Consider the following 14873-nt stretch of genomic DNA (forward strand, 5'->3'; position numbering starts at 1 on the left):
TGGACAGCGTGCTGTCAGGGAAAACGGCAAGGAGGGGAGGGGCTAGGCCTGGGCGGCGGTGTGTGCCCGGTCGGCGATCTCGAGCACCTCGGCCAGCCACGGCGTGTACCGCCCCGGATTGTCGGCGAGGTCGGCCCGCAGGGCGTCCGGGGCGATCCAGGCCCAGGTGGCGATCTCGGCGGGATCGGGCCGCGGTGGCACATCGCCGGCCACGCCGATCAGGACGTGGTCGTATTCGTGCTCCACCCGGCCGGTCGTCTCGTCGCCCGCGCGGTACCGGAAGGTGCCGACCTCGGTGAGTTCGGCCGCCATGCCGAACTCCTCGCGCAGCCGGATCGCGGCGGCCTCGAGCACCGCCTGACCGGGCGTGGGATGACCGCAGCAGGTGTTGGCCCACTGCAGCGGGAACCGGGTCTTCACCGCGGCGCGCTGCTGGATCAGCACGTGGCCGTGCCGATCGAACAGCAGCACCGAGAAGGCGCGGTGGAGCGTGCCCGGTGGCCGATGAGCATCGGCCACCGAGCACGCTCCGATCGCCAGACCCGCGTCGTCGACCAGTTCCACGGGCAGGGCTTCGCGGTCGGTCGACGGTTCGGCGAGCTGATCGGTCACCTGGCCACCTTATCGGCGACGATCATCAGGTACTGGAAGCTCCCCTCGCGGTAGGCCGTGAGGAAGGGCTGCTCGACGCCGGTGGCGAGCTCGGAATGGGTGCGCAGCTCCCAGTACGGGATGGTGTCGGGGGTGAGGTCGACCACGGTGGTGGGGATGAGGCCGTTGTCGGACAGGGCCCGGAAATACTCGCTGCGCGGATGGATCATGCAGCCGTAGTGCGCGTCGATCCAGCTCACCGAGGCGGACCGGCCGCCGGTCACATCGTTGGAGCAGCCGGTGATGCAGACGTAGCGGCCACCGGGTTCCAGGAGCCGGGCGAACTCGTCGAACAGATCGAACAGGTCGACGTACATGGTGGTCTCGTTGGTCCAGATGCCGCGCACCGACTCGTCGGCGAAGCCGGTGTCGAGCATGTTGCGGAAGTGGAACTTGACCCGGTCGGTGACCCCACGCGTCGCGGCCTGGTCGTTGGCGAAGCCCACCTGGTACTCGGAGATGGAGACCCCGTCGACCTGGCAGCCGAAGCGCTCGGCCGCCATGAAGCTGGTGCCGCCGCGGCCCGAGCCGCCGTCGACGAGGCGGTCCGCGTTCTGGATCGGCCCGAGGTTGTCGAGCAGGAAGTCGGCCTGGGCGGTCTCGAGCCGGTGCAGTTCCCGCACGATCCGGTCCTGCTTGGTCGCCTCCGGCCCTTCGATGACCGACCAGTCGGGGGTGCCGATGCCGTAGTGGTGGTGGTAGAGACCGTCGACCTCGCCGAGCTTGGTGTTCACCCGATCGTCGTTGGGGTTGTTGTTCCAGTAGGCCGCGACGGAGCGCTGGTACGTGGTGCGCAGGACGGTGCGGTCGGTCTGGGGGTTCGCGATGGTCATCGGTCGTCCTCTCCTGGAGCGATGTCGTGGTAGCGGCGGCTGCCGGCGTGCCAGGCGCGGTTGCCACCCATCCAGGCCCACAGGCCGGCCAGGAATCGGCGCAGCTGGGGTGAGCCCGCGGCGGCGAGCGGGGCCGCTTCCCGTTCGAAGCGGTGCATGAGCTCGTCGTGGATCTGTGCGGTTCGCAGGACCGCGTCGGCGCGGCCGCAGCCCTCCTCGGCGGCCAGGACCGTCGGCAGGTTGAACTCCCTGCCGCCGGAAAGGTCCTCGCGCGCCATCGAATACAGGTCGTTCACCATCTGGGCGGCCAGCGCGGCCGTGGTGGTGACCCGTCGGACGGCCGGATCGGTGTACTCGGGGGCCCCGAGCTCGTAGCCCCCGACGACGTCGATCGGCGCCATACACGGCAGGAAACTGTGCGGCTGCCGGTTGGTGAGGTACTCCCAGACCGGTGGCATCCGGTCCGCGGCGCGCCAGCCGGCCTCGGCGCCGAGCGCGATGAACCAGCCCGCGATCTCGGTGCGTAACCTGGCCAGCTGCGCCGGGCTCGCGTACCCCGCCAGGCACGCGAAGGAGGTGCGGAACGCGCGCAGGATCGGGTCGGCCTGCATGGCCTGTTCGAGCCGGGGCGCGTACCGCGCGGGCAGGTGCGCCGGGTCCATCGCGGCCGCGGCGAGCTCGAGCCGGGGTCCGAGTTCGGCGGCGGCGCTGGACGGGGTGCCGTCGGGTGCGGTGTCGCCAGGGGCGTCCTCCTCGCAGTAGTAGTCGTCGACCGACCATTCGGCCACCGCGCAGCGGGCGGCGCCCAGGAGCAGGTCGGGGTCGTCGCAATCGGGGTGGGCGAGCATGATCAGCCGGCCGAAGTCGGCCTTGCCGAGTTCGTCGAGTCGTCCTTCGTAGAGGCCGATCTCGGCGGCCCAGGCGAGCAGGCCGACATTGACGGCCTCGGCCAGCGCGGGATCGTCACGTTCGGGTGGCGGGCAGTAGAGAGGCGGAATCTTCTGCGGTGCACTGCTCTTCGTCTCGGTGACCGGTGGAGCCTGCTCGCTGCGCCACAGGCTGGTGGTGCCGAGGCCGGTCGGACCCGGCAGCCGGCGCGGGCCCATCGATCGCGGCGCGGACGGCGAAACCCGGTGGGGGAGTGTGGATGCCGAGGTGCCGAGCCGGGTGAACAGGACTGCGGGTGCCGTCGCGTCGTGCAGCAAGGCGGCCACCGTGGCGGCGAGCTCGGTGCTCGCGTGCGGCGCCGCCGCCCTGGTGAGGATCGACACGGCGCGCGCCGATCAGTCGGCCCGGCGCGCGACGAGGACGTCGTCGAGAACGCCGAGCGCGTCGGGGACCAGGACGGCGGCCGAGTAGTAGCAGCTCACCAGGTAGGACATGATCGACTGGTCGTCGATCTGCTTGAACCGGACATTGAGGCTCGGCTCGTACTCGTCGGGGATGCCGGTCTGGTGCAGCCCGACCACGCCCTGGTCCTTCTCCCCGATACGCATCGCCATGATCGAGGTGGTCTGGGTGGCGCTGACGGGGATCTTGCCGCACGGCAGGATCGGGATGCCGCGCCAGCCGGGGACGCGGTGGCCCTGGAACTCCACCGGGTCGGGATACAGTCCGCGGCGCGAACATTCGCGACCGAACGCCGCGATCGCCTTCGGATGCGCGAGGAAGAACTTGGTGCCGCGGCGCATGCTCAGCAGTTCGTCCATGTCGTCGGGGGTCGGCGCGCCGGACTCGGTGGTGATGCGCTGCTTGAGGTCGCAGTTGTGCAGCAGGCCGAACTCCGGATTGTTCACCAGGTCGTGCTCGCGGCGTTCGTAGAGCGCCTCGACGGTCAGGCGCAACTGCTGGTCGACCTGGTTCATCGGGTCGTTGAACAGATCCGCGACGCGGGTGTGGATCCGCAGCACGCTCTGCGCCAGGCTGAGCTCGTATTCCCGGGGACTCGCGTCGTAGTCGACGAAGGTGCCCTCGAGCAGGGGCTCCCCGGAGTGACCCGAGGAGATCTCGATATCGGCCTCGCCCTTGGAATTCTGCGTCCGCTGCGGCGCCCGGGCGGCGTCGGAGCGAATGCGGGCGAGGTCGGGATTCATTTCCAGGAATTGCTCGAACGATTGTCTTGGCAGACACAGAATTGTCGTTCTGGTCACCGTTTTCACGGTGTCCGGCCAAATGGCCGACGGGTCGGTGAGCATGTCCTCGCCGTAGTAGTCACCGCCCGACAGCATGCCGAGTTTGGTCGACTCGCCGTATTCACCGGAGCCGATCCTGGCGAGTTTCCCGTGGACGACCAGGATCACCTGATCCATGGGATTGCCGAATTCGGCGACGACGGCGCCGGGATCGAGATCGTACTGGACGAAATTGTCGGCCAGCGGGCGCAAGATCAGCTCGTCGTCGACATCGCGCAGCGCGGGCAGTTCGCGCAATTCCTGGGGGATCACCCTGGCGCGCGCACCGTCGACGACGAACTCGACCTCGCCGTTGCCGACGGTGTGGGTGAGTCGCCGGTTGACGCGGTAGATACCGCCCGCGACCTGCACCCACGGCAGCGCGCGGGACAGCCACCGGGAGCTGATGCCCTGCATCTGCGGCTCGGATTTGGTGGTGTGCGCCAGCTGATGCGCCGCGGTGGTACTGAGGCTCTTGCGGACGGAATTGTCTGTGGGCAGCGGCATTTCGATGGTCATGGAGATCCTCACCTCGGGACGGAAATCGGCACGGCCGATCGGCCTGTGTGGCGCGACGATGCGCGACAGGCTGGGGGTGGGTAACGATGCGAATCGAATGGTCCTGCGCGGGGTGAAACCGGGCGTGTGAAACGGTGTTACACGAAAGTGGATGCGTGTCAGTGCGTTCCGGACGAGTTCGATGGTAGGTGGTCGATGGTGCCGTGCGCGAGCTATTCGTGAAAACATGGCTGTGACCGGGAGATCCCTTGCGCGGTAGGCGATTGCGGGCCGTGAGATGTCCTGGGATGAATCACGGATCGATGCCTGAATCGGATCCGGGGTCGTTATCGTCGGATCATGTTCACCTGGATATACGAGCTACCGATCTGGCTGGACTTCCTTCTCATCACCGGCACGGCCGTCGGGCTCACCGTGACCGGGATCCTGCTCAGCAGAGCGGCGGTGCAGCGCGCGTTCGGGCCCGAACCCGGTTGGAACGAGACCGTCACGATGGTGCTCACCGTCGGCGGGGTCTTCTACGGATTGCTGCTCGGGCTCATCGCGGCCGCCACCTACGAGTCCTACGACGTGGCGCAGAGCCGGGTCGCCGACGAGGCCGCGGCGATCGGCACGCTCTACCGGGAGGTGAGCGCCTATCCGGAGCCGTATCGGGAGTTGCTGCGCGAGGATCTCGCCGACTACACCCGCGATGTGCTCGACGTGGTCTGGCCCGCGTTGCGGGAGGGCGAGGAGCCGATGGGCGGCACCGCGCTGGTGACCAGGTTCCAGGGGCACCTGCTCGAATTCCGGCCGTCCAACAGCGCGGAGGAGATCGTGCACGCCGCCACCATCGACCAGTTCGCCCGCTTCGATTCCGACCGCAGGCACCGGATCAATGCCACCAAAGGCGGCATTCCGGACGTGCTGTGGTGGACGATCCTGGTCGGCGGCGCGGTGAACCTGGTGCTGCTGTGCCTGTTCAGCCTCGGCAAACACGCGCATCTGGTGCTCGGCGGCTTGTTCGCGTTCTTCCTCGGCGCGATGATCTTCCTGATCGCCGCGCTGGACTATCCGTTCCGCGGCGATCTCAGTGTGAGCAGCGAGCCGTTCGACAGCGTCTACGTGAACGTGATGGGCCGCTGAACTGCCACGGTGTGACCCGAATCGCCGCAACATGCGGCCTGTCACAGCCGACACATAATGGAGGTCCGGTGTGGTTAGCTCATATGAGCACATCGGGGTGTGTGAGGTGTGTCACTTTCAGCAGGGTAGGCCAGGTGGGAATGGTGGATATCAGTCCAAAAGGTGTGGTCGGTTCGATGCAGCGGTTGCTGGCTACCGCGCAGAACGGACTGGAGGTGATCCGCTTCGGCGGATTGGCCCACGATGTCGAGTCCTCGCCCTTCGAGGTCGTCGAACGCAGACGCATGTACCGGCTGCGTCACTACTTCCCCGACGATACGACGCCGGGCCGCCCGGTGGCGCTGCTGGTTCCGCCGCTGATGGTGAACGCCGACATCTGGGACGTGAACGCCGCGGGCGGTGCCGTCGGCATCCTGCACGCGAGCGGAATCGACTGCTGGGTCATCGATTTCGGCTCGCCGGCCACCGAGGAGGGCGGCTGGGAACGTGACCTGGCCGACCACGTGCTCGCGGTGGACTCGGCCATCGACACCGTGTGCGAGGCCACCGGTGCGCAGCTGCACCTGATGGGGTACTCGCAGGGCGGCATGTTCGCCTATCAGACCGCCGCCTACCGGTACGGCAAGGGCGTGGCCTCCATCGTCACCTTCGGCAGTCCCGTCGACATCGTCGCGGGCATGCCGTTCGGGCTGCCCTACGGCGTGGTCTCCGAGGTCGCCGACTTCCTGGCCGACCACGTGATGCACCGCCTGCCGATCACCGAGTCGATGGTGCGCATCGGCTTCCAGATGCTGGACCCGGTCAAGACCGCCAAGTCGCGGATCGACTTCCTGTTGCAGCTGCACGACCGGGAAGCGTTGCTGCCCAAGGAACGTCAGCGCCGCTTCCTCAACAGCGACGGTTGGGTGGGATATTCGGGTCCAGCGGTCGCGGATCTGCTCAAGCAGTTCGTCGCGCACAACCGGATGATGCTGGGCGGCTTCGTGATCCGCGATCACCCGATCTCGCTGGCCGAGCTGCGGTGCCCGATCCTGGCCTTCGTCGGCGAGGTCGACGACATCGGCCAGCCCGGTGCCGTGCGCGGCATCGTGCGGGCCGCGCCCAACGCCGAGGTCTACGAAGCCAGTTTGGTGGCAGGGCATTTCGGTCTCGTCGCCGGTTCGACCGCGACCAATCACACCTGGCCGATGGTGCGCGACTGGATCGCCTGGATGGACGGCAACGGCGCGCTGCCCGAGCAGATCGTGCCTATGAAAGAACATGTCGCGAGCAACGCCCCGCGCACCGCGGCGACCCGGGTGGTGCACACCGCGGCATCGCTGGCGGAGGCGGGCGCCGGCGTCGGCAAGGCGCTGGAAGGCATCGCCAGCAACACGATTCGAGGTTCGGTCGAGATGGCGGGGGAGGCCGCGCGGGCGCTGCCGCGCCTGACCCGGCTCGGCATGATCCAGCCGCACACCCGCATCTCGCTGGGCAAACTGCTGCACGAGCACGCCAAGCGGGCGCCGCAGAAGGACCTGTTCCTCTTCGATGACCGGGTGCACACCAACGCCGCGGTGGAGGTGCGCATCGACAATGTGGTGCGCGGCCTGATCTCGGTCGGCATCCGGCCCGCCACCAGGGTGGGCGTCGTCATGGAGACCAGGCCGAGCGCGCTGGCCGCCGTGGCCGCGCTCTCGCGCCTCGGCGCCGTCGCGGTGCTGCTGGCCCCCGGCGCCGAGCTGGACCGGGCGATGGAGCTGACCGGCGTGCAGACGCTGATCACCGACCCGGAGAACCTGCGCACCGCCGCCGCGACCGGCGCCAGGGTGCTGGTGCTCGGCGGTGGTGACGCCCGGCGGCTCGCGCTGCCGACCGGGGACCGGGTGATCGATCTCGAGCAGATCGACCCGTCGAAGGTGCGGGTGCCCGCGTGGTACCGGCCCAATCCCGGCCTGGCGCGCGAACTCGCGTTCATCCTCGTCATCGGCACCGGCGACCGGCTCGAGGCCAAATACATCACCAACCACCGCTGGGCGCTGTCGGCGTTCGGCACCGCCAGCGCGGCCGACCTCGATCGCCGCGACACCGTGTACTGCCTCGCGCCGCTGCATCATTCGTCGGGGCTGCTGGTGAGTCTCGGTGGCGCGATCGCGGGTGGCAGCCGGATCGCGCTGGCCAGGCCGATGGACATGGAGCCGGGCCGGTTCGCCGAGGAGGTGCACCGCTACGGCGTCACCGTGGTCACCTACACGTGGACGATGCTGCGCGACCTGCTCGACGCGCAGGTCTTCCCGGCCGGGCACAACCACCCGATCCGGCTGTTCATCGGCTCCGGCATGCCCGCCGGGCTGTGGCGGCGCACCCTGGAGCAGTTCACCCCGGCCCGGGTGCTGGAGTTCTACGCCTCGATCGACGGCGATGTGGTGCTGGCCAATGTGCCCGGCGCCAAGATCGGGTCCAAGGGCAGGCCGGTGCCGGGCACCGCGCACGTCGAACTGGTCGCCTACGACCCGGTCACCGAGCAGATCCTCGTCGGCGACGACGGTTTCGCGCGGCGCTGCGCCGACAACGAGCCGGGTCTGCTGCTCGGCAAGTCGGTCGACGGTGGTGACCTGTCCGACGGCGGGCTACGCGGCGTGTTCCGGGCCGGCGACGCCTGGTGGCCGACGGAGAATCTGTTCCGCCGTGACAGCGACGGCGACTACTGGCTGGTCGACCGCCGCGACACGGTGATCCGCACGGCGCGCGGGCCGGTGTTCACCCAGCCGATCATCGACGTGCTCAACGACATCACCCCGGTCGACATGGAGGTCGCCTACGGGTTGACGACGCCGTCGGGCGTCCTGGCAGCGGCCGCGCTGAGCGTGCGCACGGGGTTCCGCATCGAACCGGGTGACATCACCGAGGCGATGCGGGCACTGGCCCCCGATCAGCGACCCGATCTGGTCTACGTCGTCGACGAGATCCCGCGCAGCACCAGCTTCCGGCCGTCGGCCACGGCGGTGCAGGCCGCCGGCCTGCCGAAGGCGGGGCCGAACACCTGGATCTACCACCGGGAGGCTGACATTTACGAGGTGCTCACCGACGCCGCGGCTGCGGCGTTGTTCGGCGGCCACTGAGTCGAGTCCGGGCCGATCGGTGCGCGTCGGGTAGATTGCCCGCGGCACTGATCGGCGTCCCGCGCTCCGGCGCGGGTGGACTCGGAGGTTCGGTAGTGATCGGCACTCGGACGGGGACTGTCGCGGCTCGACTGGCGGCGCCGGTGGCCGTGCTCGCCGCGCTGCTCGCGGTCGCCCCGCCCGTCGCGACCGCCGAGACCGGATCGGCCGGGCTCGAATTCTACTCGCCCGCAGCGGATCTGGTGCCGGGCGAGCACGGCTCGGTGATCCGGTCGCGACCGCTCACCGGCGATCCCGCGCTGCCGGGTGCGCGCAACTACCTGGTGCTGTACCGGTCGGTGGACACGCAGGGGGCTCCGGTCGCGGTCTCCGGCACGCTCGCGGTGCCCGAGGGCGAGCCGCCCGCCGGGGGCTGGCCGCTGATCTCGTGGGCGCACGGCACCACCGGCACCGCCGACATATGCGCGCCGTCGCGGGACACCGACCCGTCCTTCCCCGCGCACGACTACACCGCACTCGCCCGTGACATCCAGGCGCGCTGGATCGCCGCCGGATACGCGGTGGCCCAGACCGACTACCAGGGACTCGGTACGCCCGGCGCGCACGGCTACCTGATCGGGGAGGCCGAGCAGCGCGCCGTGGCCGATATCGCGACCGCCGCCCGGGTGGTCGCGCCGGAGGTCGGCACCCGGTGGGTGGCGATGGGGCATTCGCAGGGCGGGCAGGCCGCGATCTTCGCCAACGCGCGCTCGCAGCAGTGGGCGCCCGGGATGCGGCTGCTCGGCTCGGTGGCGATGGCCCCGGCATCGCACCTCGGGCCCGTCGTGCGGGGGCTGGGCGTGATCGGGCACGCCGGGATCGCGGCGGACCGCGTCCCGGCCGGTTCGGTGGCGTTCCTGCCACTGTTCCTCCGCGGCGCGGAAACAGTCGCCCCGATCGACCCGTCGACTTTCCTTGCGCCACAGGCATTGTCGATGCTCGGTCAGGCCGACAACCGCTGCGTCGCGCAGCTGCGAGCCGCCGACTCCTGGGGTGGACTCGATCCGGGCACGGTGTTCACCGATGACCCACACCTCGACGCGCTCACCGGGGTCCTCGACGCCAACGACCCGAGCTCGCTGCCGCTGACCACACCGCTGCTGGTGCAGCAGGGGTCCGGCGACACCGTGGTGCTGCCGCTCGCCACCGACGCCATGGTGGCTCGGCAGCGGATCGCGGGTCAGGCGGTGGACTACCGCACCTACTCCGGCATCGACCACCGCGGCCTGCTCGACGCGGGCTACGACGATGCCCTGGCCTGGGTGAACACGCGCTTCGGCCGCTGAACGTGGCGCGGAACGCGCCCGGACTACACCCGGAACTCGGTGACCGCGTCGATGACGCGGGTCTGCTGCGCCTGCGAGAGCAGCGGCCACAGCGGCAGCCGCACGATCGTCGCCGAGAAGTTCGCCGATCGGGTGCAGGGCACCGGCGTGCGGCCGTACTTGAGCCCGGCTGGGCTGGAGTCCAGCGGAATGTAGTGGAACGGTGCGACGATCCCGAGCTCGGCGAGATGGCCGATGATGCCGTCGCGGCTCTCCTCGGTCGGCATCCGCAGGTAGAACAGGTGCGCGGTGTGGCCGCGGTCGGCGGGCACCGTCATCGGGCGGACGTCGTTGCGGGCCGCCCACTCGGGCAGCGCGGCCGCGTAGGTGTCCCACACCCGGTGGCGCTGCTGCTGGATGGTGTCGAACTCGGCCAGCTGCGCGTCCAGGACCGCCGCGTTGAGCTCGCTGGGCAGGTAGCTCGAGCCGATGTCCTGCCAGGAGTACTTGTCGACCTGGCCGCGCAGGAAACGCGCCCGGTCGGTGCCCTTCTCGCGCATGATCTCGGCGCGACCCATCAGGATCTCGTCCGAGAGCAGCAGCGCGCCACCCTCACCGCAGTGCACGTTCTTGGTGTCGTGGAAGCTCTGGGTGCCCAGCGTGCCGATGGTGCCGAGCTGCCTGCCGCGCCAGGTGCCGCCGAGGCCGTGCGCGTTGTCCTCGATGATCGCCACCCCGTGCTGCGCGGCCAGCGCGAGCAGCGGCTCCATGTCGGCGGCCACGCCGCCGTAGTGCATGACGACGATCGCCTTGGTGCGGTCGGTGATCGCGGCCGCCGCGGCCGCCGGGTCGATGTTGCCGGTCGCGTCGTCGATATCGACGAACACGCACGTGGACCCGCGCAGCGCCATCGCCGTCGCTGCCGAGGTGAACGCGAAACTCGGGACGATCACCTCGTCCTCGGGCCCCAGCTCCAGCAGCAGCGCGCCGAGTTCGAGGGCGTGCGTGCACGAGGTGGTCAGCAGGGCGTGGTCGGCGCCGGTGATGGCCTTGATCTTCGCCGTCGCCGACTTGGTGAACCGGCCGTCACCGTGACTGTGATCGGAATCGAGCACGGCCAGCAGATTGGCGCGCTCGGCGGCGGCGCGGAACGGCCTGCTGAAGATGATGCGCTCGTTCACTCGTGGTGACCCTTCTCCGCCGCGGCTGCCGGCGCCACGGCGTCGACTCGATGAGACACGGCCGGCGCATGCATCGTATCCGGGCGCGGCGTGGGGCTCTCGACCGTCAGGTACAGCGGCTTGCCGACCAGGATGTGCAGCGCCACACCGAGATACTCCGCGATCAGGCCCAGCGAGAACAAGGTGGCACCCGAGCACAGCAGCAGCACGACGATGATCGACGCCCAGCCCTCGGGATTGTGGTTGTCCTGGGTCAGCGCCTGCGCGATGATCACCGCCGCCATCACGACACCGCCGAGCGCGAGGGTCAACCCGAGCATGCTCACCAGACGCAGGCCACGGGTGCCGCTGCACAGCACCATCTTCCAGAACAGGGAGAACAGGCGGCGGTAGTTGTAGCCGGACTCGTCGCGGCCCTCGGCGCGCAGTTCCACCGGCACCTGGACGGCGTTGCCGACCACCCAGGTCAGCGCCACGTCCAGGTACACGCCGTTGGCGGCGACCTCGGCCAGCTGACGGCCGATGTCACCGCGGATCAGCCGGAAGCTCTCGAACCGCGTCGAATCCGGGAACGCGAACACCGTCGCCAGCACGATCTTGGCGCCGCGCGAGGTGAGATTGCGCAGGAAACCGTGCGGGCGGGTATTGATCGGCTTCGAGTAGACCAGGTCTGCGCGCGAGGCCAGCGCGGCGTCGAGGAAATCGGCGATGAAGGCCGGATCGTGCTGACCGTCCTCGTCCATGGTGACGATCCAGTCGCCGCGTGCCGCGGCCATGCCCGCGATCGTCGCGGCGTCCTGGCCGAAGTTGCGGCTCAACCACACCGGGCGCACCTGCGGGTAGGTGCGGGCCAGGTCCTGCAGCACCACGTCCGAGCGGTCGGGGCCGTTGTCGTGGACGAGGATGATCTCCTCGACCGCGAAGCGCGCGCCGTTCGTCGATGTCGACGGACCGGTCAGCCGGTCCAGCTCGGCCACCAGCGCCGCGATCGTCTCCTCGCCGCGATACACCGGGACGACCACCGACACCGAGTGCACCGGGCGCGACCCGTTGCGGTCGGGCGCACCGGCACGCAGAACGGCGCCGGAGCGGGACGAGGGTGCGGGAGGAAGCGGCATCGTCGACTTTCGTGTCTATTGGCGGCTGGCGCCGAGGACAGCAGAGACTCCTGCGGTGGTGCGCACTTTAACACCGGAATGCGACGCTTCGTGGTGTGGCATCGTGGGGCCATCGGAGGGTATTCCTGCAATGCCCGTGCGGCGGTGGCGCTGTGATCCTATACCTGTAGGGTCTGGTCCTCGTGGTGGAAAGTAGAACCCCTCCCCGTCGTGCCGTGTACCTGTGGGGCTTGATCACCTCCCTCGGAGTGATCGCGGGCTACGGCGCGGTTCTGCTGGCCAACGCCAGGCACTTCTACACCGACGACACCGAATCCCAGTACGTGCCGCTGTGGGTGATGCTCGGCAGGCGGCTGCGCGACGGTGATCTGCCGGTGATGGTGCCCGAGCACTGGATGGCCGGAAACTACTCGATCGAAGAAGCGGGACTGCTGAATCCGCCGCAGCTGCTGATCGATCTGATCGCGCCCTCGGTGGACAATCTCGTGCTGTACGCGACCGTGGTGAAACTGATCTTCGCGATCATCCTCGGCCTGGGCGTGTACCGGATCTGCCTGGCCTACGGCTCGAAGGTGCAGTGGGCCGCGCTGGCCGGCGTCTCGATTCCGTTCACCGGGTGGCTGTTGTTCTTCGACGAGGCCAGCTGGATGACCGCGTTCACCGGCACCGCGTGGATGGTGCACGCGTGGGCCTCGGGAGTCCGCTACGCGCGCGGCCGGGGCGGGCCGATCCCGGTGTTCGTCTACCTCTACCTCGCGATCTCGGTGCAGTACATCTTCCCGGCGGTGGAGGCCGGTCTGATGATCGGTGCCGTCGCGGTCGGCGAGCTGATCTACCAGAAGGCGTGGAAGCCGCCGCTGCGGCTGCTGGCGGTCGCCGGGCTGGCGGCGCTGGCCGGCGTGGCGACCTACCTGCCGTCGATGCTGTCGGCCAAGGTGACCTGGCGCGGCACCGCCCAGATCAACAACGACCAGTTCCTCACCGTGCCGTGGTCGGAATCGCTGAACGCCAGCCTGCCCTCGACGCTGCCCGCCTTCACCTCGTGGTGGGGCTATGTGCAGCCGCTGCCGGTGGTTTACATCGCCTGGTTCCTGATCCCGGCGCTGGCGTTCATCGATTGGGGTAAGGCGCGGGCCGCGTGGCGCGAGCTCAGCGGCATCGCGCTGTTCGCGATCGCGGCGCTGATGTGGACCGCGGGCCCCGGCACGATCGGCCCGCTGCGCTGGCCCGCCCGCGTGCTGCCGATGGTGGCGCTGGGTCTGCTGTTGCTGGTCTGCGTGCTGCTCGGCCGGTTCGCCACCTTCAAGGACTGGCGTTCGCGCGGCATCGCCGCCGCGGTGCTGATCGGCCTGCTCTGGGTGCGCTCGTTCTCGGCCGACCCGCACAACTGGGCGGTCCACGTCGCCGCGGCGCTGGTCCTGGCCGCGCTCGGCGCCGGGGTGGTGTGGCTGGCGGTCCACAAGGGCACCTCGGCGGCGGTCGCGCTGGCGATCGTCGCGGTGTTCCCGATTGCCTGGTTCCAGGTCGACCGGGCGCAACCGACCCCGATGAGCTGGAACCTGCCCAGCGACCGCGCGGCCGCCATGGCCGCGTTCCCCGACTTCGCGGGCACCACCCTGCAACTGGGTGATCGTGCGCTGATCCAGCCGGGGGAGCGCACCCTCGACGGCGCCTACGGTTCGCTGGTGTTCGGCAACTACGCCAAGGACCTCGAACTCACCTACGTCAGCGGGTACACCCCGAACGGGCACTACTGGTTCGGCGACATGCTCTGCATGCGTTGGGACACCAGCGTCTGCCCCGACGCGTACCGGCGCGCGTTCGCGGTCGAGCCGTCGACCGGCAAGGCCATCGTCGACCTGATGAACGTCGACCGGGTCGTGCTGCAGCGCGCGCTCTACCCGGACGCGCGTGCCCAGGAAGCGCCCGCGGGCTGGAAGTGGGTCGACTACCCGGGCCACGAGAAGTACATCGCGGTGCTCGAACGCGAGAACGGCCTGATCTCCACCCGTAACGGCCGCGTCTCCGCGGTCGAGGGCGGCACCGCGGTCTCGGTGTCGGAGTCCGACACCACCAGCGAGGTCAGGGTCAGTTCCGAGAACGGCGGCCGGGTGGTGTTCGCACGGCTCGGCTGGCCGGGCTACCGGGCGAGCATCGACGGCAAGGACGTGCCGTTCACGGTGGTCGCGAAGAGCTTCGTCGCGGTCGACATCCCGGCCGGCACCCGCAACGGCGACCTCGAGCTGACCTGGCGTCCGCCGGGCTGGAAGATCGGCGGCGCCGCCATCGTGCTCGGCCTGCTCGGCCTCGGGCTGTTCCAGTGGCTCTACGTGCGCGGCCGCAAGCCCGAGGACGAACAGGACGCGCCCGCGGCCGAGTCGATCCCCGCCGACGACACCGAGCTCGCGGACGCGGTGCGATGACCGCCGAGGCGGCGTCGGCGGGCGGCGTCCTCGAGACGCCGGGCCCGCTGCTGCGCATCGTCAAGCGCCAGGAGCTGGCGTTCGCGATCGTCGGCGGCTTCAACACCCTGCTCGGCATGGCGCTGACGGTGTTCTGGCTGAGCGTCTTCGGCGACGGCAGGCCCGGGCTCGCGGTGGTCGCGGCGTACGCGGTCAGCATGGTGCTCGCGTTCGTGCTGCACCGCACCCTGGTGTTCCGGGTGCGGGGGCGGGTGCTGCGCGACTTCGTCGCCTTCTGCGGGGTCAACGCGGGCGGGCTGGTGCTCAACGTGATCCTGGTCGAGGTGGCCGTGACGGCGCTGGGGTTCCCGGCCGCGCCGGCGTCGGTGATCGTGATGGGTCTGGTCGCGGTGCTCAGCTTCTTCGGGCACCGCTACATCTCGTTCCGGCGGGCGCGGTAGGTTAGGG

Annotated in this window: 11 protein-coding genes; 5 read left to right on the forward strand and 6 right to left on the reverse strand. The window is 69.5% G+C overall.

Annotated features, from left to right (window positions below):
- Positions 1–42: 42 nt before the first annotated feature.
- From idi to AB0L91_RS31820, 4 genes are read right to left on the reverse strand one after another with little or no spacing between them, the layout of a single operon-like run.
- Entirely contained in the window at positions 43–612 is a 570-nt protein-coding gene (idi, locus tag AB0L91_RS31805; RefSeq protein ID WP_365016264.1) for an isopentenyl-diphosphate Delta-isomerase, read from the reverse strand.
- The gene (locus tag AB0L91_RS31810) at positions 609–1484 is read right to left on the reverse strand and encodes a geranyl diphosphate 2-C-methyltransferase (RefSeq protein WP_365016266.1); all 876 of its coding nucleotides are present in this window, start codon (positions 1482–1484) and stop codon (positions 609–611) included. The genes idi and AB0L91_RS31810 overlap by 4 nt, the downstream gene beginning before the upstream one ends.
- Positions 1481–2755 carry a family 2 encapsulin nanocompartment cargo protein terpene cyclase gene (locus AB0L91_RS31815; protein WP_365016268.1) on the reverse strand — a complete coding sequence of 425 codons (1275 nt, stop codon included), beginning with the start codon at positions 2753–2755 and terminating at the stop codon, positions 1481–1483. Before AB0L91_RS31815 ends, AB0L91_RS31810 begins: the two co-directional genes overlap by 4 nt.
- A gap of 12 nt (positions 2756–2767) precedes the next feature.
- On the reverse strand, positions 2768–4174 hold the full coding sequence (locus AB0L91_RS31820; protein WP_365016269.1) for a family 2B encapsulin nanocompartment shell protein: 1407 nt from the start codon (positions 4172–4174) through the stop codon (positions 2768–2770).
- Positions 4175–4513: 339 nt separating this feature from the next.
- On the opposite strand from AB0L91_RS31820, the gene AB0L91_RS31825 reads away from it, so the two are divergent.
- The 3 genes from AB0L91_RS31825 to AB0L91_RS31835 all read left to right on the forward strand — a co-directional run bounded on the left by AB0L91_RS31825 (position 4514) and on the right by AB0L91_RS31835 (position 9725).
- Entirely contained in the window at positions 4514–5299 is a 786-nt protein-coding gene (locus AB0L91_RS31825; RefSeq protein ID WP_365016271.1) for a hypothetical protein, read from the forward strand.
- A gap of 140 nt (positions 5300–5439) precedes the next feature.
- Positions 5440–8400: an AMP-binding protein gene (locus AB0L91_RS31830; RefSeq protein ID WP_365016273.1), complete on the forward strand. Its 2961-nt coding sequence runs from the start codon at positions 5440–5442 to the stop codon at positions 8398–8400.
- A gap of 95 nt (positions 8401–8495) precedes the next feature.
- Complete coding sequence (locus AB0L91_RS31835; protein WP_365016275.1) at positions 8496–9725, forward strand: lipase family protein; 1230 nt, start codon at positions 8496–8498, stop codon at positions 9723–9725.
- 23 nt (positions 9726–9748) lie between these two features.
- Here the strand turns inward: AB0L91_RS31835 and rffA are convergent, their stop codons facing one another.
- Positions 9749–10885, reverse strand: a complete 1137-nt coding sequence (gene rffA / locus AB0L91_RS31840) for a dTDP-4-amino-4,6-dideoxygalactose transaminase (RefSeq protein WP_365016277.1) — start codon at positions 10883–10885, stop codon at positions 9749–9751.
- Positions 10882–11922: a glycosyltransferase gene (locus tag AB0L91_RS31845; RefSeq protein ID WP_365016312.1), complete on the reverse strand. Its 1041-nt coding sequence runs from the start codon at positions 11920–11922 to the stop codon at positions 10882–10884. Before AB0L91_RS31845 ends, rffA begins: the two co-directional genes overlap by 4 nt.
- A 296-nt stretch (positions 11923–12218) precedes the next feature.
- Between AB0L91_RS31845 and AB0L91_RS31850 the strand changes: the two genes are divergently transcribed.
- Positions 12219–14426: a hypothetical protein gene (locus AB0L91_RS31850; protein WP_365016313.1), complete on the forward strand. Its 2208-nt coding sequence runs from the start codon at positions 12219–12221 to the stop codon at positions 14424–14426.
- The gene (locus tag AB0L91_RS31855; protein WP_355281791.1) at positions 14423–14866 is read left to right on the forward strand and encodes a GtrA family protein; all 444 of its coding nucleotides are present in this window, start codon (positions 14423–14425) and stop codon (positions 14864–14866) included. Before AB0L91_RS31850 ends, AB0L91_RS31855 begins: the two co-directional genes overlap by 4 nt.
- Positions 14867–14873 lie beyond the last annotated feature (7 nt).

The sequence above is a fragment of the Nocardia sp. NPDC051833 genome (assembly GCF_040681225.1).
Classification (GTDB): Bacteria; Actinomycetota; Actinomycetes; order Mycobacteriales; family Mycobacteriaceae; genus Nocardia.

Excerpts from the sequence above, each read along its gene's own strand:
- AB0L91_RS31810 (WP_365016266.1), bottom strand. The coding sequence starts at position 1,484 with ATGACCATCGCGAACCCCCAGACCGACCGCACCGTCCTGCGCACCACG.
- AB0L91_RS31820 (WP_365016269.1), bottom strand. The coding sequence starts at position 4,174 with ATGACCATCGAAATGCCGCTGCCCACAGACAATTCCGTCCGCAAGAGC.
- AB0L91_RS31825 (WP_365016271.1), top strand. The coding sequence starts at position 4,514 with ATGTTCACCTGGATATACGAGCTACCGATCTGGCTGGACTTCCTTCTC.
- AB0L91_RS31830 (WP_365016273.1), top strand. The coding sequence starts at position 5,440 with ATGGTGGATATCAGTCCAAAAGGTGTGGTCGGTTCGATGCAGCGGTTG.
- AB0L91_RS31855 (WP_355281791.1), top strand. The coding sequence starts at position 14,423 with ATGACCGCCGAGGCGGCGTCGGCGGGCGGCGTCCTCGAGACGCCGGGC.